Origin of the sequence: Georgenia alba (assembly GCF_042665525.1) — a bacterium.
GTDB classification, from domain to species: domain Bacteria; phylum Actinomycetota; class Actinomycetes; order Actinomycetales; family Actinomycetaceae; genus Allobogoriella; species Allobogoriella alba.
Genome location: NZ_JBHTCQ010000001.1, coordinates 1965492 through 1991666 on the forward strand (window position 1 = coordinate 1965492; position 26175 = coordinate 1991666).

25 protein-coding genes are annotated in these 26175 nt (G+C 73.0%); 21 read left to right on the plus strand and 4 right to left on the minus strand.

All coding sequences use genetic code 11. The features are described 5' to 3' along the window. Window positions 1–50 precede the first annotated feature (50 nt). Together ACFQQL_RS09105 and ACFQQL_RS09110 are read left to right on the plus strand one after the other, a co-directional pair. Window positions 51–1253, plus strand: coding sequence for a glycerophosphodiester phosphodiesterase family protein (locus ACFQQL_RS09105; RefSeq protein ID WP_382393432.1), 1203 nt, complete (start codon window positions 51–53; stop codon window positions 1251–1253). Window positions 1254–1321: 68 nt separating this feature from the next. Beyond that, on the plus strand, window positions 1322–2272 hold the full coding sequence (locus tag ACFQQL_RS09110) for a tyrosine recombinase XerC (RefSeq protein WP_382393434.1): 951 nt from the start codon (window positions 1322–1324) through the stop codon (window positions 2270–2272). A 6-nt stretch (window positions 2273–2278) separates the two neighbouring features. Here ACFQQL_RS09110 and ACFQQL_RS09115 read toward each other — a convergent pair whose 3' ends face one another. Further along, entirely contained in the window at window positions 2279–2941 is a 663-nt protein-coding gene (locus tag ACFQQL_RS09115; RefSeq protein ID WP_382393436.1) for a YdeI/OmpD-associated family protein, read from the minus strand. Window positions 2942–2975: 34 nt separating this feature from the next. Continuing rightward, window positions 2976–3665 (minus strand): murein hydrolase activator EnvC family protein, encoded by a 690-nt coding sequence (locus tag ACFQQL_RS09120; protein WP_465254000.1) that lies wholly within the window; start codon window positions 3663–3665, stop codon window positions 2976–2978. A gap of 378 nt (window positions 3666–4043) precedes the next feature. Between ACFQQL_RS09120 and rpsB the strand changes: the two genes are divergently transcribed. From rpsB to ACFQQL_RS09170, 10 genes are all read left to right on the plus strand, one after another. Continuing rightward, a complete protein-coding gene (gene rpsB, locus ACFQQL_RS09125; RefSeq protein ID WP_382393440.1) occupies window positions 4044–5120 on the plus strand; it encodes a 30S ribosomal protein S2 in 1077 nt (358 codons plus the stop codon). Between the two features lie 31 nt (window positions 5121–5151). Then, on the plus strand, window positions 5152–5991 hold the full coding sequence (gene tsf, locus ACFQQL_RS09130) for a translation elongation factor Ts (RefSeq protein ID WP_382393442.1): 840 nt from the start codon (window positions 5152–5154) through the stop codon (window positions 5989–5991). Between the two features lie 98 nt (window positions 5992–6089). Then, window positions 6090–6854 carry a UMP kinase gene (pyrH, locus tag ACFQQL_RS09135; protein WP_382393444.1) on the plus strand — a complete coding sequence of 255 codons (765 nt, stop codon included), beginning with the start codon at window positions 6090–6092 and terminating at the stop codon, window positions 6852–6854. Beyond that, entirely contained in the window at window positions 6851–7408 is a 558-nt protein-coding gene (gene frr / locus ACFQQL_RS09140) for a ribosome recycling factor (protein WP_382393446.1), read from the plus strand. The genes pyrH and frr overlap by 4 nt, the downstream gene beginning before the upstream one ends. A gap of 12 nt (window positions 7409–7420) precedes the next feature. Continuing rightward, window positions 7421–8347 carry a phosphatidate cytidylyltransferase gene (locus ACFQQL_RS09145; protein ID WP_382393448.1) on the plus strand — a complete coding sequence of 309 codons (927 nt, stop codon included), beginning with the start codon at window positions 7421–7423 and terminating at the stop codon, window positions 8345–8347. A 103-nt stretch (window positions 8348–8450) separates the two neighbouring features. Continuing rightward, window positions 8451–9089 (plus strand): cell division protein DivIVA, encoded by a 639-nt coding sequence (locus ACFQQL_RS09150; RefSeq protein ID WP_382393450.1) that lies wholly within the window; start codon window positions 8451–8453, stop codon window positions 9087–9089. 19 nt (window positions 9090–9108) lie between these two features. Further along, window positions 9109–10314 carry a 1-deoxy-D-xylulose-5-phosphate reductoisomerase gene (gene dxr, locus ACFQQL_RS09155; RefSeq protein WP_382393452.1) on the plus strand — a complete coding sequence of 402 codons (1206 nt, stop codon included), beginning with the start codon at window positions 9109–9111 and terminating at the stop codon, window positions 10312–10314. A gap of 117 nt (window positions 10315–10431) precedes the next feature. After that, window positions 10432–11748 carry a M50 family metallopeptidase gene (locus tag ACFQQL_RS09160; RefSeq protein ID WP_382393454.1) on the plus strand — a complete coding sequence of 439 codons (1317 nt, stop codon included), beginning with the start codon at window positions 10432–10434 and terminating at the stop codon, window positions 11746–11748. Between the two features lie 142 nt (window positions 11749–11890). Continuing rightward, on the plus strand, window positions 11891–13048 hold the full coding sequence (gene ispG / locus ACFQQL_RS09165) for a flavodoxin-dependent (E)-4-hydroxy-3-methylbut-2-enyl-diphosphate synthase (RefSeq protein ID WP_382393822.1): 1158 nt from the start codon (window positions 11891–11893) through the stop codon (window positions 13046–13048). A gap of 8 nt (window positions 13049–13056) precedes the next feature. After that, on the plus strand, window positions 13057–13920 hold the full coding sequence (locus tag ACFQQL_RS09170) for a GNAT family N-acetyltransferase (RefSeq protein WP_382393456.1): 864 nt from the start codon (window positions 13057–13059) through the stop codon (window positions 13918–13920). Window positions 13921–13930: 10 nt separating this feature from the next. Here ACFQQL_RS09170 and ACFQQL_RS09175 read toward each other — a convergent pair whose 3' ends face one another. Continuing rightward, a complete protein-coding gene (locus ACFQQL_RS09175; RefSeq protein ID WP_382393458.1) occupies window positions 13931–14791 on the minus strand; it encodes an Fpg/Nei family DNA glycosylase in 861 nt (286 codons plus the stop codon). Between the two features lie 87 nt (window positions 14792–14878). Between ACFQQL_RS09175 and ACFQQL_RS09180 the strand changes: the two genes are divergently transcribed. The 5 genes from ACFQQL_RS09180 to ACFQQL_RS09200 all read left to right on the plus strand — a co-directional run bounded on the left by ACFQQL_RS09180 (window position 14879) and on the right by ACFQQL_RS09200 (window position 19988). Then, window positions 14879–15301 carry a hypothetical protein gene (locus ACFQQL_RS09180; RefSeq protein ID WP_382393460.1) on the plus strand — a complete coding sequence of 141 codons (423 nt, stop codon included), beginning with the start codon at window positions 14879–14881 and terminating at the stop codon, window positions 15299–15301. Between the two features lie 115 nt (window positions 15302–15416). Next, on the plus strand, window positions 15417–16064 hold the full coding sequence (locus ACFQQL_RS09185; protein ID WP_382393462.1) for an RNA polymerase sigma factor: 648 nt from the start codon (window positions 15417–15419) through the stop codon (window positions 16062–16064). After that, window positions 16061–17245 (plus strand): serine/threonine-protein kinase, encoded by a 1185-nt coding sequence (locus ACFQQL_RS09190; RefSeq protein WP_382393464.1) that lies wholly within the window; start codon window positions 16061–16063, stop codon window positions 17243–17245. The genes ACFQQL_RS09185 and ACFQQL_RS09190 overlap by 4 nt, the downstream gene beginning before the upstream one ends. Window positions 17246–17704: 459 nt before the next feature. Beyond that, window positions 17705–18160: a hypothetical protein gene (locus ACFQQL_RS09195; protein WP_382393466.1), complete on the plus strand. Its 456-nt coding sequence runs from the start codon at window positions 17705–17707 to the stop codon at window positions 18158–18160. Between the two features lie 52 nt (window positions 18161–18212). Next, window positions 18213–19988: a proline--tRNA ligase gene (locus ACFQQL_RS09200; protein WP_465254001.1), complete on the plus strand. Its 1776-nt coding sequence runs from the start codon at window positions 18213–18215 to the stop codon at window positions 19986–19988. 220 nt (window positions 19989–20208) lie between these two features. Here the strand turns inward: ACFQQL_RS09200 and ACFQQL_RS09205 are convergent, their stop codons facing one another. Continuing rightward, window positions 20209–21234 carry a DUF4439 domain-containing protein gene (locus ACFQQL_RS09205; RefSeq protein ID WP_382393468.1) on the minus strand — a complete coding sequence of 342 codons (1026 nt, stop codon included), beginning with the start codon at window positions 21232–21234 and terminating at the stop codon, window positions 20209–20211. Window positions 21235–21317: 83 nt separating this feature from the next. On the opposite strand from ACFQQL_RS09205, the gene ACFQQL_RS09210 reads away from it, so the two are divergent. From ACFQQL_RS09210 to infB, 4 genes are read left to right on the plus strand one after another with little or no spacing between them, the layout of a single operon-like run. Continuing rightward, window positions 21318–21803 carry a ribosome maturation factor RimP gene (locus ACFQQL_RS09210; RefSeq protein WP_382393470.1) on the plus strand — a complete coding sequence of 162 codons (486 nt, stop codon included), beginning with the start codon at window positions 21318–21320 and terminating at the stop codon, window positions 21801–21803. Between the two features lie 8 nt (window positions 21804–21811). Beyond that, window positions 21812–22843, plus strand: coding sequence for a transcription termination factor NusA (nusA, locus tag ACFQQL_RS09215; protein ID WP_382393826.1), 1032 nt, complete (start codon window positions 21812–21814; stop codon window positions 22841–22843). Window positions 22844–22872: 29 nt separating this feature from the next. Beyond that, a complete protein-coding gene (locus ACFQQL_RS09220; RefSeq protein ID WP_382393472.1) occupies window positions 22873–23238 on the plus strand; it encodes a YlxR family protein in 366 nt (121 codons plus the stop codon). A gap of 50 nt (window positions 23239–23288) precedes the next feature. Then, entirely contained in the window at window positions 23289–26132 is a 2844-nt protein-coding gene (infB, locus tag ACFQQL_RS09225) for a translation initiation factor IF-2 (RefSeq protein ID WP_465254002.1), read from the plus strand. Window positions 26133–26175: the final 43 nt, after the last annotated feature.

The window sequence follows — 26175 nt, forward strand, 5'->3', positions numbered from 1 at the left end:
TGCAGTGGTCAGCGGACCCGTGACACCAGCACTCGAGGAGGAGCTGACGCATGACCGTACGACACCTCCGTACGGCCGCGACGATCGCCGCGGCGGCGCTCGCGACCGCGACGCTCGCGGCACCGTCGGCCGCCGAGGACCTGCCCGACATCATCGGGCACCGCGGGAGCGCCGGTACGGCACCGGAGAACACGGTGCCTTCGATGCGTGACGCCCGGACCGCGGGGTCGGAGCTGTTCGAGATCGACCTCCAGCTCAGCAGCGACGGCGTGCCGTTCCTCTTCCACGACGCCACACCCGGCCGGACCACCGACGTCGAGGACGTCTTTCCGGAGCGGGCGGACGACCACATCACGTCCTTCACCTGGGACGAGCTCTCGCGGCTCGACGCCGGCTCGTACTTCGGCACGCCCTTCGACGGGACGCGGATCCCGCACCTCGATGCGGCGGCACGTCAGGCTCGGGGATCCACCGGCGTCAACATCGAGGTCAAGGAGCCGGCGGCCTCCCCAGGGGTGGAGCAGGTCCTCGCCGAGTCGCTCGCGACGGACCCCGACTGGCAGCGGCTGCTGCGGCAGGACAAGCTCGTCGTGAGCTCCTTCGACGTCGGTTCGCTGGAGGCCTTCCACGAGCTGGCGCCGCACGTCCCGGTGCTGCCGATCGTCAGCGAGCTGCCCGACGACGAGACGCTCGCGTCCTGGGCGGAGTACGCCGGCGGTGTGGTGACCGACTACCGCAACCTGGAGGCCGCCGACGTCGACCGGGTGCATGCTCTCGGGCTCGACCTCGCCACGTACACGGTCAACGACCCGGAGTCGATGCAGCACCTCACCGACCTCGGTGTCGACCGCATCATCACCGACTTCCCGCGGGTCCTCGCGCGCATGCAGGCCGGCCAGGACCCGGTGCCCGCGGCCAACGGCATCGAGGTGGCCGACGTCGTCGCGGACGTCCCGGGCGCGGACCTGCAGCCCGAGACCGGAGAGCACGTCGTGCTCACCAACACCTCGGACGAGCCCGTCGACGTCAGCGGCTACCTGCTGCAGGACGCAGCGATCAACCGTCTCACCGTCGGTGAGGGGTACGTGCTCCGGCCCGGCGCGGAGCTGCGGGTCTACACCGGACCAGGGACGAACGCGGAGGACGCCTACTACAACGACCTCGACGCCAACGTGCTGAACAATGCCGGCGACTCGATCGCCGTCCTCAGCCCAGACCCCGCGCGCGTGCTGCTGGACCTCTACGGGTACTGAGCGGCGGCGACGCGCGTAGGCGGGCGTGGCTCGGCGGCGGGGGACCTGCACCGGCGTACCGTGGCCGTGTGAGCAGGGACGACGCCGCTGAGCTCGGACCCCGGAGCGGACTCGGGGACGAGGCCGACGAGCACGTCCTCGACGCCTTCGCGCGTCATCTCGCCCTGCAGCGCAACCTCAGCGAGCACACGGTCCGGGCCTACCTCGGGGATGTCGGGTCGCTCGTCGCGCACCTGCAGGAGTCCGGCGCCCGGCTCGCCGAGCTCGACCTCACCCGGCTGCGCGCCTGGCTGGTGGGCCAGCAGCGCCGCGGCATGGCCCGTGCGACCCTGGCCCGGCGGGTGGCCGCGGTCCGGACCTTCTGCACCTGGGCGGCGCGCGCCGGCCACCTCCCGGTCGACGTGGGCGCACGGCTGCGCAGCCCACGCCCCGACCGGCATCTGCCGGCCGTCCTGGACGTCGCGGGCGCGGCGGCCCTGCTGGAGTACGCGCAGGTCCGCGCGGCCGACGACGAGCCGGAGCACCTGCGCGACTGGGCCGCGCTGGAGCTGCTCTACGCCAGCGGTGTGCGCGTCAGCGAGCTGGTCGGCACCGACGTCGGGGACCTCGACCTCGGCGAGCGCACCGTGCGGGTGACCGGCAAGGGCGACAAGGAGCGCGTCGTGCCGTTCGGCATCCCCGCGGCCCGGGCCCTGGACCGGTGGGTCGAGCGCGGCCGGCCGCAGCTCGTCGAGCCGCGGACCGGGTCCGCCCTCTTCCTGGGCGTGCGCGGCGGGCGGCTCGACCCGCGCACGCTGCGGGGCGTCCTGCACCGGCTCGCCGCCCAGGCCGGGGTGCAGGACCTGGCCCCGCACGGGCTGCGCCACTCGGCCGCCACCCACCTGCTCGCGGGCGGGTCGGACCTGCGCACCGTCCAGGAGGTCCTCGGGCACGCGTCCCTCGCGACCACGCAGCGCTACACGCACGTCACACCCGAGCGGCTGCGTGCGGCCTACACCCAGGCGCATCCGCGCGCCTGAGCTCGCCTACCCCTCGGCGGCCGCCGCCGCAGCGGCGGCCGCCCGCTCCAGCCAGGCGGGTCGTCGGCCCCACCGCGCCGGCGGGATGGGCCGGCCCTGGGCGGACTCCTGGACCACCGTCGCCATGCGCCGGTCCCGGGTCGCCTCCTGCTTGGCGCTCGCCACCCACCGCACGCAGGTGCGGCGGTACGACGGCGAGGCGGCCTCCCAGAACGCCGTGGCGGCGGGCGAGGCCGCGAGCAGCTCCGCGTGCTCAGGCCGCAGCAGGATCTCGTCGCCCTGCTCGTAGGAGTAGACGGCGGTGCGCTCGGGGTCGCGCGCCTCGAAGGCGGCGAGCCCGGCCGGACGCATCCGGCCCTCGGCGATGAGGCGCTCGACCGCCTCCACGTTGATGCGGCTCCAGGAGCTGCCACGCCGGCGCGGGGTCCAGCGCTGCCGTCTGCGGTCGGCGTCGACCGGCTGGGAGAGCGAGTCGATCCAGCCGAAGCAGAGCGCCTCGGGCACCGCCTCGACCCACGTCAGCCCACGCTCCGGCACATGCTTCTTCCGCAGCTCCATCCAGAGCTCGTCGGCGGTGTCGTGGTTCTCCTCGAGCCAGGCCCGGAACTCCTCGGGCCCGCGGAAGAACACCGCGGGTCGATCGGCGCTGCCGCCCGGTGTACCAGCCACGGGTCCGAGCGTGCCACGCACTCCTTCCCGGTGGCTACGGGCCGCGCGGCCCGAACGGCAGCAGCCGGATCACGACGTCGGCTCCCAGCAGGGTCAACGGGTCGATGTAGCTGTCCGCGCCCGTCCGTGCTCCCAGATGCAAGCACGCCGGAGAGCGCGGTGCGCAGTGGCCGGCCTCGAGGTGACCGAGCACGTCGCCGGCCGAGACGCGGTCGCCGGCCGAGACCGTCGGCGCGACGGGCTCGTACGTGGTGCGGATGCCGTCGGCGTGCTGGACCGAGACGACGGGCCGGTCGACGACCGTGCCCGCGAACACCACCACCCCGTCCGCCGCGGCCAGCACCACAGCGCCCACGCTCGCCTGGAGGTCCACGCCGCGGTGGCCCGCTCCCCACACCACGAGCGGTGCGTCGAACTCTCGCAGGACCGGGACCTCCCCGCCCGTCGGCCACCGGTAGCGTCCGGTTGGCGTCGCGCGGGCCGGGCCGAGGCCGGTGCCCGCTGGTGGCTCCGCCCGGCCCACCGGCCAGGGCCCCGGCGGCCCGGGTGCGGCCGCAGTCGGTCCGGGGTCGGGCACCCGCACCGTCGTCGCGCCTGCCGGGAGGGCGGACGCCGCGGCGCAGAGCATCGCGCACGCGAGTCCGAGCGCGCGCAGGGGGGACGGGACGTGTGCCGGCCTTCCGGTCGCGTCATTCGGTGGGCGGGCTCGTCGTCGCGCTGTCATGGCGGCAGCATGCGACGGCCGGGGGACGAGGCGCTCGGTGCGTGACGGCGCCTGTGGACGGCGTGGCATCGGACGTGACCGGTCCCGCAGGAAATGCCCGCCGACCAGCGCGCCGCATCGGCTAGCATGGGTCCCGCAGCCGGCGGAAGTCGGCTGACATCGCGTGCCCGCACATCGCCGCACCAGCCCGTCCACCGTGTCGGGACCCAGGTCGGCGAGGCGAGAAGCAGCGGTCCCGGGGCCACGCCCCGGGTGCTCGCTCGTCGCAGGCACCAGGGCTCGACACGAGCAGACAACCGGAAACCGGGCCACGACGGGCGGGCGAGAGCACGCCCCGGCCCCCTCTGCGCGGGCGACCGCGCCGGAAAGGACAGCCCCATGGCCGTCGTCACCATGCGCCAGCTCCTCGAGAGCGGCGTGCACTTCGGGCACCAGACCCGCCGTTGGAACCCGAAGATGAAGCGGTTCATCTTCACCGAGCGCAACGGCATCTACATCATCGACCTGCAGCAGTCGCTGAAGGACATCGACCGCGCCTACGAGTTCGTCAAGGAGACCGTCGCGCACGGCGGCACCATCCTGTTCGTCGGCACGAAGAAGCAGGCGCAGGAGGTCATCGCCGAGCAGGCCCAGCGGGTCGGCATGCCGTACGTCAACCAGCGTTGGCTCGGCGGCATGCTCACCAACTTCGGCACCGTCCACAAGCGTCTGCAGCGCCTCAAGGAGCTCGAGCAGGTCGACTTCGACGACGTCGCCGCCTCCGGCTACACCAAGAAGGAGCTGCTCATGCAGCGCCGCGAGAAGGAGAAGCTGGAGCGCACCCTCGGCGGCATCCGGGACATGAACAAGGTCCCGTCCGCCGTGTGGATCGTCGACACCAAGAAGGAGCACCTCGCCGTCTCCGAGGCGCGCAAGCTCAACATCCCGGTCGTGGCCATCCTGGACACCAACTGCGACCCCGACGAGGTCGACTACCGCATCCCGGGCAACGACGACGCCATCCGCGCCGTCTCGCTGCTCACCCGCGTCATCGCGGACGGCGCCGCCGAGGGTCTGGTGACCCGGCACGGCGGTGGCGGCAGCACCGAGACCGACGAGGAGCCGCTGGCCGAGTGGGAGCGTGAGCTCCTCGAGGCCCAGGGCGAGCAGCAGCAGACCACGTCGGCCCCGGCCGCCGCCGAGGCGACGGACACCACCGCGCAGGCCGCGGCGGCCGCCGAGCAGACCGCCGGCAGCACCCACGACGCGGCCGAGGTGGCAGACGCCGCCGAGGCTGCCGAGGAGACCCCCGGCGCGGCGAGCACGGTCGAGGAGTCCACCGCGGACGCCGACACGACGCAGGTCGCCGACAACGCGCCTGCGGCGCAGGACGCCGCGGAGGCCGCCCAGCCGGAGGCCGCCCAGCCCGAGGCCGCGCAGCCCGAGGCCGACGCCGACGCCGAGCAGCAGTCCTGACCCACCACCGCTGATCTGGAGAGGATCGTTCATGGCGAACTACACCGCCGCCGACATCAAGACCCTGCGTGAGAAGACCGGCGCGGGCATGCTCGACGTCAAGAAGGCCCTCGACGAGGCCGACGGCGATCAGGACAAGGCGCTGGAGATCATCCGGGTCAAGGGCCTGAAGGGCGTCGCCAAGCGCGAGGGCCGCACCGTCGCCGAGGGCCTGGTGGCGGCCGAGGTCGTCGCCGAGGGCGACGGTGAGTCGGGCGTCATCGTCGAGGTCAACTCGGAGACGGACTTCGTCGCGAAGAACCAGACGTTCATCGACTTCGCCAACAGCGTGCTCGCGGCGGCCGTGTCCTCCGGCGCGGCCGACGTCGACGCCCTGCTGGCCGCCGAGGTCGACGGCGAGACCGTGCAGTCGAAGCTCGACAACATCGCCGCCACGCTCGGCGAGAAGATCGTCGTCCGCCGGGTCGCCCGCGTCAGCGGCGAGAAGGTGGCGCTGTACCTGCACCGCACCGCGAAGGACCTCCCGCCGTCGGTGGGCGTGCTCGTCGCCTCCGACGCGGCCGGTGCCGCCGTCGCGCGCGACGTCGCCATGCACGTCGCGGCCTACTCGCCGAACTACCTCACCCGCGAGGACGTCCCGGCGGACCTGGTGGAGAACGAGCGGCGCATCGCCGAGGAGACCGCCCGCAACGAGGGCAAGCCGGAGCAGGCGCTGCCGAAGATCATCGAGGGGCGCCTGGGCGGGTTCTTCAAGGAGAACGTGCTCCTGGACCAGGCGTACGCGAAGGAGCCGAAGAAGAGCGTCGGCTCGATCGTGGCCGAGGTCGGTGGCACGATCAGCGGTTACGTCCGCTTCCGCGTCGGTTCCTGACGCATCCGGGTGGCCCCGGTCCGGCGACGGGCCGGGGCCACCGCCGCACCCGGGCACGCCGCGATGGCTCGGCCCAGCCGTCCAGCAGGAGGTAGAAGATGACCGACGGAGTCACCGACCGCCCCGGTTCCCGGCGCGTGCTGCTCAAGCTCTCCGGGGAGGTGTTCGGCGGCGGTGCCGTCGGCCTCGACCCGGACGTCGTCGCCGGCATCGCCCGGCAGATCGCCGTCGCGGCGGCGGACGGCGTCCAGGTGGCCGTCGTGGTCGGGGGCGGCAACTTCTTCCGCGGCGCCGAGCTCTCCCGCCGCGGCCTCGACCGGTCCCGCGCCGACTACATGGGCATGCTCGGCACGGTCATGAACGCCCTCGCCCTCCAGGACTTCCTCGAGCAGGCCGGCGTGCGCACCCGCGTGCAGACCGCCATCACCATGGGCCAGGTCGCCGAGCCGTACATCCCGCTGCGCGCCATCCGGCACCTCGAGAAGGGCCGGGTGGTCGTCTTCGCCGCCGGCGCCGGCATGCCGTTCTTCACCACCGACACCGTCGCCGCCCAGCGCGCGCTGGAGACGCACTGCCAGGAGGTGCTGGTCGGCAAGAAGGGCGTCGACGGGGTCTACACCGCGGACCCGAAGGTCGACCCCACCGCGACCCGCATCGACCACATCACCTACGCCGACGCCCTCAGTCGAGGCCTGCGCGTGGCCGACGCCGCCGCCTTCAGCCTGTGCATGGACAACGGCTTGGCGATGCGCGTGTTCGGCATGGAGGGGGACGGCAACGTCACGCGGGCGCTGCGCGGTGAGAGGATCGGAACGCTCGTGACCACCGAACCGCAGATGCAGACCACCGAGGAGCGACCGTGATCGATGACGCCATGCTCGAGGCCGAGGACAAGATGGACAAGGCGGTGGAGGTGGCGCGCGAGGAGCTCGGACACATTCGGTCCGGACGCGCCAACGCCGGGATGTTCGCCCCGATCCTCGTGGACTACTACGGCTCCCCGACACCCCTGCAGCAGCTGGGCTCGGTGACCATCCCCGAGGCCCGCACCGTCCTCATCAGCCCGTACGACCGCACCGCGTCCGACGCGATCGTGCGCGCCCTGCGTGACTCCGACCTCGGCGTGAACCCCACCGACGACGGGAACGTCATCCGCGTCGTGCTGCCCACCCTCACCGAGGAGCGGCGCCGCGACTACGTCAAGCTCGCCCGCTCCAAGGGGGAGGACGCCCGGATCGCGATCCGGGCGGTGCGCCGCAAGGCCAAGGAGGAGCTCGACCGGATCAAGAAGGACGGCGAGGCCGGGCAGGACGAGGTGGAGCGCGCCGAGAAGGAGCTCGAGGCGCTCACCAAGAAGCACGTGGACGTCGTCGACGCGCTCCTGGAGGGCAAGGAGAAGGAGCTGCTCGAGGTCTGAGCAGGCGGATCGATGGACAGTCCCACCGACCCGATCACCGGTGCGATCCGGCGACTGAACGACGCGCGCCGGCGTGCCACGACGGCGCTCGTCGAGCCGGCCCCGCCGCGGCCGGCACCGCTCGCCCCGACCGGTCGCGCAGGACGCAACCTGCCGGCCGCCATCGGCGTCGGGGTGGGACTCCTGGCGCTCGTCGGGGCGTCCTTGTTCATCCGCCGCGAGGCGTTCGTCGTGCTCGCCACGCTCGCGGTGTGCGCGGCGCTGTGGGAGCTCGCCGGCGCGGTCTCCCAGCGGCGTGTGCGCATCCCTGTGCTGCCGCTGTGGGTCGGTGCGGTCGGGATGCTCGTCTCCGCCTGGGTCGCCGGCGAGGAGGCCCTCTTCGTGGCCTTCACCCTCACGGCCGGCGGCGTGTTCGTCTGGCGGGTCATCGACGGCGGGGGCATGGACGCCGTCCGGGACGCCGCGGCGGGCATCTTCGCGGCCGCGTACGTCCCGCTGCTCGGCGCCTTCACCGTCCTCCTGCTGCGCCTCGAGGACGGTCCGTGGCTGGTGCTCGCCGTCCTCCTCGTCGCGGTGGCCAACGACACCGGCGGGTACGTCGCCGGCGTGTTCTTCGGCCGCACCCCGATGGCACCGTCGATCAGCCCGAAGAAGTCCTGGGAGGGCGCGGCCGGTTCACTCGTGCTCGCCTGCGCGGTCGGGATCGCCGTCGTCGCCCTCACCCTCGACGGGCCGTGGTGGGCCGGCGCGGTGCTCGGCGCCGCCGCCGTGCTGTCCGCGACCACCGGCGACCTCGCCGAGTCGCTGCTCAAGCGTGACCTCGGCCTGAAGGACATGGGGTCCCTCCTGCCGGGACACGGCGGAGTGATGGACCGCCTCGACTCGATCCTCGTCTGCGCGCCCGTGTGCTACGCGGTGCTGCGGCTGCTGGTCGTCTGACGGCGTGGCGCCTGGCCCGACCCGGGCCGGCGCGGTGAGAGGATGGGCCCGCAGCCGCAGAGGGTGCGCCATACTCGCAGCGACGGACACGGAAGGAGCTGGGATGACGCCGATGTTCCCGACGGCGGGTCGCTGGCGCACGGGGTACGACCGTGAGCAGGTGGAGGAGTTCTTCGCCCGTGCGCGGGCCTCCTACGAGGCCGACGACGCCGACGGAGCAGCCGGGCCGGAGGGGGCGCCACCGCCGCCGGCACCGCCCGAGGGCGAGGACGACGAAGCGCAGGCAGCGCCCGCGCCGACGGGCCCCATCGACGAGCACGACGTGCGCGGTGCCGCCTTCGACCTCGTGCGTGACGGGTACGCCACCGCCGCCGTCGACGCCGCGCTCGACCGGCTGGAGGCCGCGTTCGTCCAGCGCCGCCGCGCCGCCTTCATCGCGGAGCAGGGGGAGTCCGCGTGGATGGACCGCGTCGCGGACCTCGCGACCACGCTCTACCCGCGACTGCTGCGGCCGGCGGGGCGCCGGTTCCGCGCTCCGGAGAAGGGGCGGGGGTACGACCGCGAGTCCGTCGACCAGCTGATGGACCGGCTCATCGCGTACTTCGACGAGGGCGGCGAGATGACCTCGGCCGAGCTGCGCTCGACGACGTTCCCGTCCGTGCCCGCGCGGCGCGCGTACCACGAGGGCACGGTCGACGCGTACCTCGCGCGCGCCGTCGAGGTCCTCGTCGCCGTCGAGTGAGCCGGCGCGGCCCGATCTCGTGACCACGGATCTCGTCCTCCTCGGCTCCACGGGGTCGATCGGCACCCAGGCCCTCGACGTCGTCTCCGCCCACCCCGGCCGCTACCGGGTCCGGGCGCTTGCGGCGGGTGGAGGGAACCCCGAGCTGCTGGCCCGGCAGGCCGCCACGCACCGGCCGGACGTCGTCGCGGTCGCCGACGCCGAGGCCGCGTCCGCGGTGCGTGAGGCGCTGGCCGCACACGGCGTCCCGGCGGAGCTGCTCGCCGGCCCCGGCGCCCAGGCCGACGTCGCCGGCATGCTGGACGAGTCCGGCGTCGTGCTCAACGGCATCACAGGCTCGGTCGGGCTCGCGCCGACCCTCGGTGCACTGCGCTCCGGTGCCACGCTCGCGCTCGCGAACAAGGAGTCCCTCGTCGTCGGTGGCGCGCTGGTCCGGGCGGAGCAGGTCCGGCCCGGACAGGTCGTGCCGGTGGACTCCGAGCACAGCGCCATGGCCCAGTCCCTGCGGTCCGGCCGGCACGAGAAGGGCATGACCAGCCCGGTCGTGAGCGGCCGCAGCGAGGTCCGCCGCCTGGTGCTGACCGCGTCGGGCGGGCCCTTCCGCGGCCGGCGCCGCGAGGAGCTCACCGACGTCACCCCGGAGCAGGCGCTCGCGCACCCGACCTGGGCGATGGGGCCCGTGGTGACGATCAACTCCTCGACCCTGGTCAACAAGGGCCTGGAGCTCATCGAGGCGCACCTGCTGTTCGACGTTGCGGCCGAGGACATCGTGGTCGTCGTGCACCCGCAGTCGGTCATCCACTCGATGGTCGAGTTCCACGACGGCTCCACGATCGCGCAGGCGTCTCCGCCGGACATGCGGCTGCCGATCGCGCTCGGGCTGAGCTGGCCGGAGCGCCTCTGGGACGTGACCACCCCGTGCCGGTGGGACGAGCCGGCGTCATGGACCTTCGAGCCGCTGGACGAGTCGGTCTTCCCCGCGGTCGCCCTGTGCAGGTCCGCCGCCGCGGCCTCCGCCACGCACCCGGCAGTCCTCAACGCCGCCAACGAGCAGTGCGTGGCCGCGTTCCTCGCCGGGCGGCTCCCGTACCTGGCCATCGTCGACGTGGTCGCGCAGGTGCTCGGCGAGCACGACGGCGTCCGTGAACCCGTCCTCGACGCCGTCCTCGACGCCGAACGGTGGGCCCGGCGGCGGGCCGACGAGCTGGTGCGGTCCACCCACTGACGGACACGTCGGGGCAGGCGTGCGGGGAACCGACGGGCGCGGTCCCGCGTTGAGCCTCACCGGCGGGCATGATGGAGGCCGTGGCCCGGCCGGCCGCTCGGAGATGAAGGAGATCGTGTGGACTTCGCTGTGGGCGTCCTCATCCTCGTGGTGGGGCTGATCGTCTCGATCGCCCTGCACGAGATCGGACACCTGGTGCCTGCGAAGCGGTTCGGGGTCAAGGTCCCGCAGTACATGGTCGGCTTCGGGCCCACCCTGTGGTCCAGGACCGTGAACGGGACCGAGTACGGCGTCAAGCTGCTACCCCTGGGCGGGTACGTGCGGCTGGTCGGGATGTTCCCGCCGGCGCGCGCGGGTGCGCGGGTCCGGACCCGGCGCGACGGGCGCCCGACGATGGTCGAGGAGGCCCGTGCGGCCGCCCTGGAGGAGATCGGGCCGGGGGAGGAGCACCGCGCGTTCTACCGGCTGAGCGTGCCGAAGAAGCTCGTCGTCATGTTCGGCGGACCGCTGATGAACCTGGTCATCTCGGCGGTGCTGCTCGCCGTGGTCGCCGTCGGCCTCGGTGTCGGTGCCTACACGACCACGCTGGCCAACGTGCAGCAGTGCGTTCCCGAGGACCCGCAGGCGACCGAGTGCGCGGCGTCCGACCCCGCGGCACCCGGGGCGGAGTCCGGTCTGCAGCCCGGCGACCAGGTGCTGTCCTGGGGCGGGACACCCGTCGAGACGTGGGAGGAGGTCTCGGCGGCGATCGAGGGCGGCGGGACCGGACCCACGCAGGTCGAGGTGCGCCGCGACGGTGAGGTGGAGACCCTGACCGTGACGCCCACGCTGGCCGAGCGGCCGGTGGTGGACGACGACGGTCAGCCGCGCGTGGACGCCGCCGGCGACCCGGTGACCGAGGAACGCCCGTACGTGGGGATCGGCCCCACCTTCGAGCTCGTCCGGCAGCCCGTCACCGAGGTCCCGGGGATGGTCTGGGACCTGTTCGTGCGGACCGGGGAGATCGTGCTGACGCTTCCGCAGCGGCTGGTCGACGTCGCGCAGGCTGCGTTCGGCACGGGTGAGCGGGACGGGTCCGTGGTCGGCCTCGTGGGTGTCGGCCGGTTCGCGGGCGAGATCGCCTCGCTCGAGGGGCAGGGCTACGGCCTGGCCGAGCGGACCGCCGACATGACGAGCCTGCTGATCTCGCTGAACATGGCGCTCTTCGTCTTCAACCTCATCCCGCTGCTGCCGCTCGACGGCGGGCACATCGCCGGTGCGCTGTGGGAGGGCACCCGCCGTCGGTTCGCCCGGTGGCGCAGCGCGCCCGACCCCGGCCCGGTGGACACCGCCAAGCTGCTGCCCGTCACGTACGGCGTGGTCGCGGTCATGCTCGGCATGAGCCTGCTGCTGGCGTACGCGGACATCGTGCGTCCGGTGAGCCTGGGCGGTTGAGGCCCTCGGACTCCGGGGGAACGGGGGTGCCGGAGACGTCCGGTCGCGGGCCTGCCGGTCCGCGTGGCGGTCCTCACGTCGTCGGCCCTCGTCGCGGGGACCGGCCTACACTGGCCGGGTGAGCAGCCCCATCTCTCTCGGCATGCCGACCGTCAAGGAGGCGCCCCCGGTTCTCGCGCCGCGCCGGAAGACGCGGAAGATCCGGGTCGGCGCCGTCGAGGTCGGTGGCGACGCGCCCGTCTCGGTGCAGTCGATGACCACCACCAAGACCCACGACATCAACGCGACGCTGCAGCAGATCGCCGAGCTCACGGCCTCGGGCTGCGACATCGTCCGGGTGGCGTGCCCGACGGACAAGGACGCCGAGGCGCTGCCGATCATCGCCAAGAAGTCCCAGATCCCGGTGATCGCCGACATCCACTTCCAGCCGCGGTACGTCTTCGCGGCCATCGAGGCGGGCTGCGGCGGTGTCCGGGTGAACCCGGGCAACATCCGGAAGTTCGACGACCAGGTCGGAGAGATCGCCAAGGCGGCCTCCGACGCGGGTGTGTCGCTGCGGATCGGCGTCAACGCCGGGTCGCTGGACAAGCGGCTGCTGGAGAAGTACGGCAAGCCCACCGCCGAGGCGCTCGTCGAGTCGGCCGTCTGGGAGGCCTCCCTCTTCGAGGAGCACGACTTCCACGACTTCAAGATCTCGGTCAAGCACCACGACCCGGTCGTCATGGTGCAGGCGTACGAGCTGCTCAGCGAGCGGGGCGACTGGCCCCTGCACCTCGGAGTCACCGAGGCGGGGCCGGCGTTCCAGGGCACCATCAAGTCGGCGACCGCGTTCGGGGCGCTGCTCAGCAAGGGCATCGGCGACACCATCCGGGTCTCGCTCTCCGCCCCGCCGGCCGAGGAGGTCAAGGTCGGCGCCCAGATCCTGGAGTCCCTGAACCTGCGCCCGCGCAAGCTGGAGATCGTCTCCTGCCCCTCGTGCGGACGCGCGCAGGTCGACGTGTACGAGCTCGCGGACTCCGTGACGGCGGGACTGGAGGGCATGACCGTGCCGCTGCGGGTCGCCGTCATGGGCTGCGTGGTCAACGGACCGGGTGAGGCGCGCGAGGCCGACCTCGGAGTCGCCTCCGGCAACGGCAAGGGGCAGATCTTCGTCAAGGGCGAGGTCATCAAGACCGTCCCCGAGGACCAGATCGTCGAGACCCTGATCGAGGAGGCCAACCGGATCGCCGCCGAGATGGACCTCGATGGTGAGGGAGACGGTGCCGGCGCCTCCTCGAGCCCCGTCGTCACCGTCGGCTGAGAGTCCCCGTGGCGTTGTGGCGCCGGTCCTCGGCAGCGGTCCGTCCGCTGGACGGTCGTGACCGCGACGCGGCGCTCGCGGTGTGCGCGCTCGACCCGGTCGGTTCGGTCGTGGCGGCCGTGCAGGCGGAGCGGCTCGGGGAGCGGGGCGCCGGCGGCACCGAGATGCTGGGCATCTACGGCACCGACGCCGCCCGGCCGGAGGCGCTGTGCTGGGCCGGCGCGAACCTCGTCCCCGTGCAGGTCCGGGAGCGGCACCTGGACCACCTTGTCGACCACGTGCGCAAGCGCGGTCGGCGGTGCTCCTCGATCGTCGGACCTGCCGAACAGGTGCTGCCGCTGTGGAACCGGCTCTCCCCGGTGTGGTCACGCCCGCGCGAGGTCCGGGCCGACCAGCCGTCGATGGTGATCGACCACGGTCCGGCGAGTGCGACCGACCCCCGCGTGCGGCTCGCCACCGTCGAGGACGTCGAGATCGTCGTGCCGGCCTCGGTCGCCATGTTCACCGAGGAGGTCGGCTACGACCCGACGACGGTCGGGGGCGCCTACGCCGCGCGCGTCGCCGAGCTCGCGGTGGCGGGGCGCACGTACGTGCGCGTCGAGGACACCGGCGACGGTCCCGAGGTGATCTTCAAGGCCGACGTCGGAGCGCTGGCGCTCGGGGTCGCCCAGATCCAGGGCGTGTGGGTCCACCCGGAGCACCGCGGCCGGGGCCTGGGCAGCAGCGGCATGGCCGCCGTCGTCGAGGACGTGCGGGCCCGGCTCGCGCCCACCGTCTCGCTGTACGTCAACAGCTACAACACCGCCGCCATGGCCACCTACCGCCGGGTGGGCTTCCACCGCGTCGGCACGTACGCGACAGTTCTCTTCTGAGTCCGTAGCGTCAGCGCAGGAGCTTCGACATGCGCCGGTCGGCCAGGATCTTGCCCTCGGTCTGGCACGTCGGGCAGTACTGCAGCGAGGAGTCGGCGAACGACACCTCCCGCACGATGTCACCGCAGACCGGGCAGGGCTCGCCGGTGCGGCCGTGCACCTTCATGCTGCGACGCTTCGAGTCCTTCAGCTCCTTGGCCGGCTTCCCGGCCGCCTCGTCGACGGCGGCGGACAGCACGGCGCCGATCGCCTCGAGGAGGCGCTCGGTCGCCGCGGCGTCGAACGACCTGGTGAGCGCGAAGGGGCTCATCCGGGCGGCGTGCAGGATCTCGTCGGAGTAGGCGTTCCCGATCCCCGCGATCACGGACTGGTCGCGCAGCAGGCCCTTGATTTGCTGGTTCTTCGCCGTCAGCAGCTCACCCAGCTTCTGCGCCGTCAGCTCCTCGGGCTCGATGCCGAGCGTCTCGATCGCCCGGACCTCCTCGGGCCGGGTCACGACGTGCACGGCGAGGCGCTTCCTGGTTCCGGCCTCCGTCAGGTCGAAGCCGCTGTCGTCGTCCAGCCGGACGCGTAGCGCGATCGGGCTCTTGCCGGGCCGGAGCATCGCCGCCGGGACGGCGTCGTACCAGCGCAGCCAACCCGCCTTGGCGAGATGGAAGACCAGGTGGGGCCCGTCGTCGCCGGTCGCGAGGTCGAGCCACTTGCCGTGCCGCGCGACAGCCGCCACGGCGCGGCCCACCAGGTCCGTCGGGGCAGGGGAGAAGGTCTTCAACGCGCTGATCGCGCCGACCTCGACGCCGGTGAGGGCGCGGCCGACCGCGCGCTCGCGCAGGAACTGCGCGAGTCCCTCGACCTCGGGCATCTCGGGCACAGGCTCATGCTGCCACGCACCGAGGGGATGGGGAGTTCTTCCCGCCGGCGGACGGAACGCCCGGCGCGCCGGTGCGTTGAAGGCGACATGAGCCACGACTCGCGTCCCGGCGTCCGTCATGTCCTCCCGCTGCTCGCTGTCCTGATCGGACTCGCCGCCTGTTCGGCCGAGCCCGAGCCCGACCCCGTCGAGGTCAGCGTCGAAGTGCGTGACTGGACCGGTTGGAGCAGGGAGCAGCCCGAGCCCGAGCACACAACGGTGGAGCTCTCCGACGGCGCCACGTTCCAGGTGGAGACCGTCTCCGGCACGGTCACCTTCACCGCCACCGACGTCTCGGTGGAGGACATCGAGCTGGAGACCGACCAGGACCTGGTGGTGCCGAACCCGGGCGGCGGCATCGACCTCGACGGCGGCGAGAGCCGGTTCACCCTCACCCCGGACCCGCCGCTCGAGCTCGTGACGCCGACCATGGACGCCGGCACCCGGGTCATTCTCACCGTTCGCCGGTAGCCGCCTCGGTGCGCCGTCAGGCCCCGGACCTGGCACGCCCGCCTGGCCGGGCGCGCTACCATCCGCCACGAGTGGAAGGCTCGGCCCGCTGCTCGGCGGGCGGCGAGGGGGACGAATGCCGGACGGTCTCGAGGACCTGGGGCGTGCACTCGCAGCCCCGGACCCGGACTCGGCTCGGCGCCTCGTCCGAGAGGCGCCCGCCGGGGACGCCGACGACGTCCTGGGTCGCCTCGCCTCCGACGCGGCCCGGGGATCAGCACTGGCGACCGAGCTTCTTCTCGAGCAGCTCGACTCCTCGGGGGTGGTCAAGCGGTTCGTGCGCGGCGCCCTCCTCGACGAGGCCGCGGTCGACGACGTCGCGCAGGATGCCCTCATCTCCGTCGCCGGGTCGATCGGGTCGTTTCGCGGCGGGTCCAAGGTGACCACGTGGGTGCACCGGATCGTGCGCAACCGCGTCGTCGACCACCTGCGGCGTCAGCGCGCCACCGCACCCCTGCCGGCCGACGACCTGGGGCCGTCCGAGCGGATCAGCTCGATGATCGCGACGCGGGCCACCGTGCGGGAGGCGGTCGCCTCACTGCCCGACCTGTACCGCGAGCCGGTCACGCTGCGTGACCTGGAGGGCCTGCCCTACGCCGACGTCGCGGAGCGTCTGGGCCGCAGTCTCGGCACCGTGAAGTCCCAGGTGGCGCGCGGGCGTGCCCTGCTCGCCGCGGCGATCGGCGGGACCGGCGCCGGCGTGGCGGGCGAGGAGTGGCGGTGACGCGCCTGGGCCGCTACCGCCTCGAGGACGTCATCGGGGTGGGCTCGTTCGCCACCGTGCACCGCGCCGTCGACGAACGGCTCGACGGCACCGTGGTGGTGAAGGTGCTCGCCGAGAACCACAGCCTGAACCCGGAGATCCGGGAACGGTTCATCGCCGAGGGCCGGAGCCTGCGCCGGGTCCGGAGCCCGCACGTCATCACGGTGCACGACCTCGGCGAGACGGACCGGCAGCAGCCGTTCCTGGTTCTCGAGCACGCCGACCGGGGCACGCTCGCCGACCGCGTCTCGGCCCTCCGCTCCCGGGGCTGGACCGCCACCCCCGGTGACGTGCTCGTCGTCGCGCGGGCCCTGGCCGCGGCCCTCGAGGCCGTCCACGACGCCCGGATCGTGCACCGGGACCTGAGCCCCGGCAACGTCCTGCTCACCACCGTGGCGGCGGGTGAGGCCGACGGACTCTCGACCGAGGGCTCCGCCGTCGTGCGGGCGGGCGAGCGGCTCGTGGTCGCCGACCTGGGCATGTGCAAGGACCTGGCCCTCAGCTCGGGTCTCACCGTCGCCGGCGGCACGTCCGGTTTCCGTCCGCCGGAGCAGAGCGGTGGCCCGGCGGTGGTGGACACCCGGGCCGACCTGTGGTCGCTGTCCACGCTGGTGCTCTGGATGTGCGAGGGCGCCGATCTGCCGCCGTCGCTCATGGCCGCGCTGCGCCGGAGCACGGCCGAGGACCCGGCGGACAGACATCGCGACGTGCGTGCCTGGCTCGCCGACGTCGAGGCGTCCCTGGAGCCGTACCCGCCGGGGAGGCTGCCCGGCCGCAGGGCGGGCCGGCCACCCCGGAGGGGCGCCATCGCGCTCACGGCGCTCCTCGCCCTCGTGCTGGGAGCACTGGGCGGCTATCTCGCGACGACGTGGCTGGACCGGCCGGTGGCCCGGAGCGGCGACGCCTCGATCGCGATCGAGGGGCCGGCGCGGACAGCGGTGGGCGAGGAGGCCGTCTTCCGGGCGACTGTCGCCGGGCCGGAGTCATGGGTGTGGACCCTGCCGACCGGGGAGCACGTCGTCGACTCCGACGAGGTCGCGTTGACGGCGCGGAGCGCCGGGCAGGCGGAGGTCGTGCTGCGTGCCCGGGCCCCGGACGGCACCGAGCTGGAGACGGTGCACCGGTTCGTCGTGACCGACTAGGTCCAGCACGGACGCACCCGGGCGGCACCCGATGTCGACGTACCGGTCACCGTGGTGACGAGGCGGTGCAACTTCTGCGTGACGGCGACCGACTCACGAGTGACGAATCATGAGAACAGGCGAAATGGGGGAATCGTGGTATCTGTGGTCCGGCGCCTTCTGGCGCCCGTGATAGTGGCCCTGGTCCTCGTCGTGTCGGCATGCGGGAGCGAGGCAGACGATCCTCCGGCCGAGTTCGAGAGCCAGGATCCGAGCCCGACGACGGAGCTGAGCCACGGTGGTGGAGGTGACGCGGAGCTGGAGAGGCTCCGCAGTGATTGCGCAGGGGGCAGCGGGGAGGCGTGCGAGCGTCTCTACTGGGAGGCCGACCCGCACACCGAGGACGAGACCTTCGGGCTCACGTGCGGCGATCGCTTCGAGCCCGAAGAGGGCCACGTCCGCGTCCCGTGCATCGTCCGGATGGGCGGACCGAGCTCGTACGGCGACGAGGCATCGCTCGATGCCATGTGGGACGCGTGCGACGACGGCGTCGGCGAGGCCTGCGACAGCCTGGCCGAGGAGGCCGCGTGGACATCCGAGTACGCGGCCTTCGCGATGAGTTGTGGTGACCGAGTCACCGACCGGACGGCCGCGTCGTGCGCCGTCGAGCTGGGCCAGGAGACCTCGAACGAGCTGTACACCTACGGCGACGACGCCGTCCTCGATACTCTCTGGGACGACTGCGAGGCCGGTGACCCGATGGCCTGCGACCGGCTCTTCCAGGCGGCGCCCGAGGACTCCGCCTACCAGTCCTACGGCTACTACTGCGGCGGCCGGGCGCCCGTGGGTGGCAAGGTCGACGTCTGCACGCACCATGCCGCCGCGGAGCCGTCGGACCGGTGGACCGTGGGCATCACCGCGCCGGAGGATCTCTAGGCCGGCCCGCTCCGGAGCGGCCAGCAGCTGCGGACCAACTACTCTTGCCCGCGTGCTCATGAAGATGTCGTCCCTGTTCGTCCGTACCCTCCGCGAGGACCCCGTCGACGCCGAGGTGGCCAGCCACCGCCTCCTCGTGCGGGCGGGTTACATCCGCCGCGCCGCGCCGGGCATCTACACGTGGCTGCCGCTGGGGCTGAAGGTGCTCGGCAAGGTCGAGCAGATCGTGCGCGAGGAGATGGACGCGATCGGTGCGCAGGAGGTGCACTTCCCGGCGCTGCTGCCCAAGGAGCCCTACGAGATCTCCGGCCGCTGGACGGAGTACGGCGACGGGATCTTCCGCCTCACGGACCGCAAGAAGGACGACTACCTCCTCGCCCCGACCCACGAGGAGATGTTCACCCTCCTGGTGAAGGACCTGTACTCCTCGTACAAGGACCTGCCGCTCGCGCTCTACCAGATCCAGACCAAGTACCGCGACGAGGCGCGGCCGCGCGCCGGCCTGCTCCGTGGCCGCGAGTTCATCATGAAGGACGCCTACTCCTTCGACGTCGACGACGAGGGCCTCGACGCCAGCTACGCCAGGCAGCGCGGTGCGTACCAGCGCATCTTCGACCGGCTCGGCTTCGAGTACGTCATCGTCTCCGCCCACTCCGGCGCCATGGGCGGGTCGAAGTCCGAGGAGTTCCTCGCCAAGTCACCCATCGGCGAGGACACCTACGTCGAGTGCAAGGCATGCGGCTACACGGCCAACGTCGAGGCCGCCCGGGCCTTCGTCCCGCCCCCCGTCCCCTACGACGACGCACCAGCCGCACACGCGGAGGACACGCCGGGGACGCCCACGATCGAGACGCTCGTCGAGCACCTCAACGCGCGCTTCCCCCGCGCGGAGGGGTCCTGGACGGCGAGTGACACCCTCAAGAACGTCCTGTTCGTGCTCACCCATCCCGACGGCACCCGCGAGCCCGTCGCGGTCGGCGTCCCGGGTGACCGTGAGGTGGACGCCAAGCGAATGGAGGCGGCCTTCTACCCGGCCACCTTCGCCCCGTTCACGGACGAGGACTTCGCCGCGCACCCGGGCCTGGCCAAGGGGTACATCGGCCCCGGCGCGCTCGGGGAGGACAAGCCCGCGAAGATCAGGTACCTGCTCGACCCGCGGGTCGTCGAGGGAACCCGATGGGTGACCGGTGCGGACGAGCCGGGCAGGCACGTCCTCGACCTCGTCGCCGGCCGGGACTTCACCGGGGACGGCACGACCGAGGTGGCCGAGGTCTGGCCCGGCGACCCGTGCCCCAACGGCGACGGCGTGCTCGAGACCGCTCGCGGCATCGAGATGGGCCACGTCTTCGCGCTCGGGCGGAAGTTCGCCGAGGCGCTCGACCTGCGTGTGCTCGACGAGAACGGCAAGTCCGTCGTCGTCACGATGGGCTCCTACGGCATCGGCATCACGCGCGCGGTCGCGGCCATCGCCGAGTACAACAACGACGACAAGGGCCTGAGCTGGCCGATGAACGTCGCCCCGGCCCATGTGCACATCATGGCCGCGGGGAAGGGCGAGGAGATCTTCGCCACCGCCGAGCGGCTGGCCCGCGAGCTCGAGGCGGCCGGCGTCGAGGTGCTGCTCGACGACCGCGCCCGGGTCAGCGCCGGGGTGAAGTTCGCGGACGCGGAGCTCATCGGCGTCCCGCTCGGCCTGGTCGTCGGCCGCGGCCTGGCCGACGGCGTCGTCGAGATCCGCACGAGGCGCACAGGGGAGCGCGAGGAGATCGCGCCCGACCTGGCCGTGGACCGAGTCCGCGAGCTCGTCGACGCGGCTCTGGAGGGCTGACGAGCGCGAGCGGACGGTGGGGCGAGGGACGAGGCGCGCCGGGAGCGGAGTGCGAGGAGGCCCGACCATCAGGCTGGAGGGCTGACGAGCGCGAGCGGACGGTGGGGCGAGGGACGAGGCGCGCCGGGAGCGGAGTGCGAGGAGGCCCGACCATCAGGCTGGAGGGGTGACGAGCGCGAGCGGACGGTGGGGCGAGGGACGAGGCGCGCCGGGAGCCGGCTCAACCCTCCGGCAGGCCCGGAAGGGCCGGGGGCGAGCCGCCCCAGGCGCGCACCCGTGCCGCGGAGTCGGCGGCCGCGTCGAGCAACGCACCACGCACCTCGGCGTCGGCGCGGCCCAGGCTGAAGAGCCAGTGCTCGAGGAGCCGCGTCTCCGCATCGACGACGGCGGACTGCTGGGCGCTCAGCCCCGCCTCCTCGTCCGCGCCGGGCAGCCCGTACACCCCGGCGCGCTCGTCCGGTGCGCCCGCACCGATCGCGGTGTCGACGAGCGCCTGGAGCTGGGCGACACGACTCTCCGCCGATTCCCGGCTGCTCCCGTCGGTCCGGGCGGCGACCGTCTCGTAGGCGTAGCGCGCCTGGTCCAGCACACGGACGGTCGGCCCATCGACGCCGCGCTCGAGCAGCGTCTCCGGTGACATCGGCGCCGCGGGCGGTTCGGCGGGAGGGGCGTCCAGCGCCGCCGCAAGGTCCGCGGCCGCCCGGGCACGTGCCAGGGAGATCGACCCCAGCAGCGCGGCAAGATCCTCGTCCGGTGCGGCCAGCGCGGCCTCACGTGCCTGCGTCGCCCCGGTGGTGAGGAGCTCGAGCACGTCACCCGGGGCGGCGTCGGCCACCGGCGCGGTCGCTGCCGGCTCCGGTGGCGTCGCGCCCTCCGGGGCGCCGTCGGGCCACGCCTCCCACACCCCGCCGAGCGCGTCGAGGTGCGCCTCGGCCTCCGCCGCGACCCGCTCCAGCGCCGGGCCGCCGTCCTGCGGTTCCGAGCGTTCCGTCAGCGCGGCCACCGTCGCGGCGAGCCGCGCGCTGCTCGCCGCGGTCTCCTGGCGCAGCTCCTCGGCCGGTCCGGGCGTCGGAGCCTCCGGCGGAGGCGTGTCGAGACGCAGCCCGCATCCGGCCAGCACCAGGACGCACAGGACCGTGGCGACGAGGCACCGCACCGCGGGACGACGAGGGACGGCGCGACCGGGCGTCGGCCTACCTCCGGCCGGCGGTGTCGGGTGGGCGATCATCGACGACGATCCTGCCACGGCGGCACGCCAGGTCGGCGTGCCCGACGGGTCGGCCGGATCGGTAGAGTCAGCCTCTGACCATGCGAAGGAGTGACGCCACCATGACCCGGCCCCGCCCCACCGAGCTGCACGACCGCCTCCGTGGCGCCGTCGGTCCGGTCGTCGACGCCGCCGGCCTGCTCCTGGAGGACGTCACCGTCGCCGCGGCCGGCCGCCGGAAGGTCGTGCGTGCCGTCGTCGACCTGCCGGACGGGCCCGGCGGGGTGGACTCGGACCGCCTCGCCGAGGTCTCGCGCGACATCTCCCGCGTCCTCGACGACGTCGACCTCGTCGAGGGTGCCTACACCCTCGAGGTCTCCACCCCAGGCGCCGACCGGCCGCTCAGCGAGCCCAGGCACTTCCGCCGCGCCGTCGGACGGCTCCTGCGGCTGCGCACGACGGACGGCAAGGACGTCACGGGCCGCCTGCGAGAGGCGGACGAGTCGGGCCTCGTGCTCGACGTCGACGGCACCCGCCGGGAGCTGACCTACGACACCGTCTCGAGCGCCCGCGTCGAGATCGAGCTGTCCCGACCCGAGGAGGCATGAGAGGGCCCATGGACATCGACATGACGGCTCTCCGTCTGATCGAGAGCGAGCGGGGCATCAGCCTCGAGGTGCTGGTCCGCGCGATCGAGGAGGCCCTCCTCCTCGCCTACCACCGCACCCCCGGCGCGGTGGAGCAGGCCCGCGTCGAGGTCGACCAGCGCACCGGCCGCGTCACCGTCTACGCCACCGAGGTCGACGAGGAGGGCAACGCCGTCGGCGAGTTCGACGACACGCCGTCCGGTTTCGGCCGCATCGCCACCGCCACCGCCCGCTCGGTCATCGTCCAGCGCCTGCGCGACGCCGAGGACGAGCAGGTCATGGGCAACTACCGGGACAAGGCCGGGGAGATCCTCTCCGGCATCGTCCAGCAGGGCCGGGACCCGCGAGTCGTCCTGGTGGACGTCGGCGACATGGAGGCCGTGCTCCCCTCGCACGAGCAGGTGCCGACCGAGACCTACGCCCACGGCGACCGGCTGCGCGCCTACGTGGTGGACGTCAGCCGCGGCTCGAAGGGCCCCTCGGTCACTCTCTCGCGGACCCATCCCAACCTCGTCAAGAAGCTCTTCGCGCTCGAGGTTCCCGAGGTCGCGGACGGCTCCGTGGAGATCGTCGCGCTGGCCCGGGAGGCCGGGCACCGCACCAAGATGGCGGTGCGTGCCACGGTCCCGGGTCTCAACGCCAAGGGCGCGTGCATCGGACCGATGGGGCAGCGGGTGCGGGCCGTGATGGCCGAGCTGGACGGCGAGAAGATCGACATCGTCGACCACTCCGAGGATCCGGCCACGTTCGTGGCCAACGCCCTGTCCCCGGCCAAGGTCTCCAGCGTGGAGGTGATCGATGCCGAGGCGCACGCGGCCCGGGTCGTCGTCCCGGACTTCCAGCTCTCCCTCGCCATCGGCAAGGAGGGACAGAACGCCCGGCTGGCGGCACGGCTGACGGGGTGGCGGATCGACATCCATGCCGACACCGAGGGCCCCGCGTCCCAGATCACAGGCTCCGAGGCGGAGCCGGGTGAGCGTACGGCAGGCGCGCCGGGGTAGAGTGTCCGGTGGGCACGCGCCCGGAATCCATGACACCACGCAGCGATCCACCCACGCCCACGGGCCCGGTGAGGACCTGCACCGGATGCCGGAGGCGCGCTCCGAGGTCCGTCCTGGTCCGACTGGTCCTGGTCGATGCCACGTCCCGCGTGGAGGTCGACCCGGGCAAACGGGCACCGGGACGAGGCGCCTGGCTCCACCCGAGCCGGGAGTGCCTGGACCTCGCCCTACGACGCCGAGCGATCGGCCGGGCGCTGCGAGCAGCGCGCCCGGTGGACACCGACGCCGTGGCGGCGTGGTTCGACGGGCAAATATCTGTAAAGTCTCCGGACGTCATGCACGCCCGTGTGACATCGACCGAGAAGGCGGGTTGGAAGCCGATGGGCACCCGATGAGTACCCAGCGATGAGCTGCCAGCACTAGCACGGTCTGTCCCTGTCTCGGGATGGGCCGAGACAGGAGAGTTGTGGCAAAGGTCCGCGTCCACGAGCTCGCGAAAGAGCTCGGCGTCGACAGCAAGACGGTGCTCGCCAAGCTGCGCGAGCAGGGTGAGTTCGTGAAGTCGGCGTCGTCGACCATCGAGGCCCCCGTCATCCGACGGCTGCGCGAAGCGTTCCCCGCCGCGCCCGCGGAGGACACCACCAAGAAGAAGAGCAAGGCAACCGGCGCCAAGCCCGCGGCGAAGGCGGCTCCCAAGGCGGAGCCGGCTCCCGAGGTGGAGGCCCCGTCACCCGCCGAGCCGACCGCGCCGGTCGAGCAGGCCGCTCCGGCGGAGGCTGCTGCCCAGCCGGACGAGCAGGCGAAGCCCGCCGCTCCCGAGCAGGCCGCGCCGGCAGCAGAGGAGGCCGAGCCGTCGGCTCCCGCGGCGGCCTCGACCGATGCCCGGCCGAGCCCGCGCCCGAAGCCTGCGCAGCCCGGCCGGCCCGGCCCGGCTTCCGACCGTCCGGGTCCGAAGCCCGGGGCGCCGCGTCCGGGGAACAACCCGTTCGCGACGTCGCAGGGCATGCCGCGTCCGGGCGGCTCCGGTGGCCCGCGCCCGGGCGCGCCGCGTCCGGGGAACAACCCGTTCGCGACGTCGCAGGGCATGCCGCGTCCGGGCGGTGGCCAGCGTGGCGGCGGCCAGGGTGGCGGTCAGCGCACGGGTGCCGGCCCGCGTCCCGGACCGCGTCCGGGCGGGCAGCGCCCGAACCCGAACATGATGCCCGGCCAGAGCGCGGTCGGCCGTCCCGGCGCCCCGGCGCGCGGCGAGCGGCGCGGTCGTCCCGGCGGCGGTCCCGGCGGCCCGGGTGGTCCCGGCGGCGGCTTCGGTGGCCGTCCGGGCGGCGGCGGTCGCGGTCGCGGAGGCCGCGGCGGCACGCAGGGCGCGTTCGGCCGTCCCGGTGGCAAGCCGGCGCGCGGGCGGAAGTCGAAGCGCGCGAAGCGGCAGGAGTTCGAGCAGCAGTCGGCGCCGAGCCTGGGCGGTGTGCAGGTCCCGCGTGGTGACGGCAGCACCGAGGTGCGCATCCGTGCCGGTGCCTCGCTGGCCGACTTCGCCGAGCGGATCGACGCGAACCCGGCGGCACTCGTGACCGTCCTGTTCCACCTGGGTGAGATGGCCACGGCGACCCAGTCGCTCGACGAGGACACCTTCCAGGCCCTCGGCGCCGAGCTGGGCTACGTCGTGAAGATCGTGTCCCCGGAGGACGAGGACCGCGAGCTCCTGGAGAGCTTCGACATCGACCTCGCGGCCGAGGAGGCCGCGGAGTCGGACGAGGAGCTCGCCCCGCGCCCGCCGGTCGTCACCGTCATGGGTCACGTCGACCACGGAAAGACGAAGCTGCTGGACGCGATCCGGTCCACGGACGTGGTCGCCGGCGAGCACGGCGGCATCACCCAGCACATCGGTGCGTACCAGGTCTCCGCCGAGCACGACGGTGCCGAGCGGAAGATCACCTTCATCGACACCCCGGGCCACGAGGCGTTCACCGCCATGCGTGCCCGTGGTGCCGACGTCACGGACATCGCGATCCTCGTGGTGGCCGCGGACGACGGTGTCATGCCGCAGACGATCGAGGCGCTGAACCACGCGCAGGCCGCCAACGTGCCGATCGTGGTCGCCGTCAACAAGGTGGACAAGGAGGGGGCCAACCCCGCCAAGATCCGCCAGCAGCTGACCGAGTACAACCTGGTGGCCGAGGAGTACGGCGGCGACACCCTGTTCGTCGACGTCTCGGCGCTGCAGCGGATGGGCATGGACGACCTGCTCGAGGCCGTCCTGCTCACCGCCGACGCCGCCCTCGAGCTGCGGGCGAACCCCGACAAGGACGCCCGTGGTGTGGCCATCGAGGCGAACCTCGACAAGGGCCGCGGCGCCGTCGCGACCGTGCTGGTCCAGTCCGGCACGCTGCACGTCGGTGACGCCATCGTCGCGGGCACCGCCCACGGCCGTGTGCGCGCGATGTTCGACGAGCACGGCGCGACGATCGACGAGGCGGGCCCGGCGCGTCCGGTGCAGGTCCTCGGTCTGCAGTCGGTCCCGCGGGCGGGTGACACCTTCCTCGCGGCGCCCGACGACCGCACGGCTCGGCAGATCGCCGACAAGCGGGAGGCCGCCGAGCGTGCCGCCACGCTGGCCAAGCGCCGCAAGCGCGTCAGCCTCGAGGACTTCACCCAGGCCCTGGAGGAGGGCAAGGTCGAGAACCTCAACCTCATCCTCAAGGGTGACGTCTCCGGTGCCGTCGAGGCGCTCGAGGACGCCCTGCTCAAGATCGACGTGGGCGCCGAGGTCGCGCTGCGGATCATCCACCGCGGTGTCGGTGCGATCACGCAGAACGACGTCAACCTCGCCACCGTCGACAACGCGGTGATCATCGGCTTCAACGTGCGCCCCGCCGAGCGGGTCGCCGAGATGGCCGACCGCGAGGGCGTGGACCTGAAGTTCTACTCGGTGATCTACGACGCGATCGACGACGTGGAGAACGCCCTGAAGGGCATGCTCAAGCCGGAGTTCGAGGAGGTCCAGCTGGGCTCCGCGGAGATCCGCCAGATCTTCCGCTCCTCGAAGGTCGGCAACATCGCCGGCTCGATCGTGCGGTCCGGGATCATCCGCCGGAACGCCCAGGCCCGCCTGGTGCGCGACGGCGTCGTGGTCGAGGACAACATCACGATCACCTCGCTGCGGCGCGAGAAGGACGACGTCACCGAGGTCCGCGAGGGCTTCGAGTGCGGCATCGGCCTCGGCAAGGGCATCGACATCGCCGAGGGCGACACGATCGAGACCTTCGAGATGCGGGAGAAGCCGCGCGAGTGATCCTCGGTCCCGTAAGGGAGGTCCCTGTCGGGCGTCGCCAGGC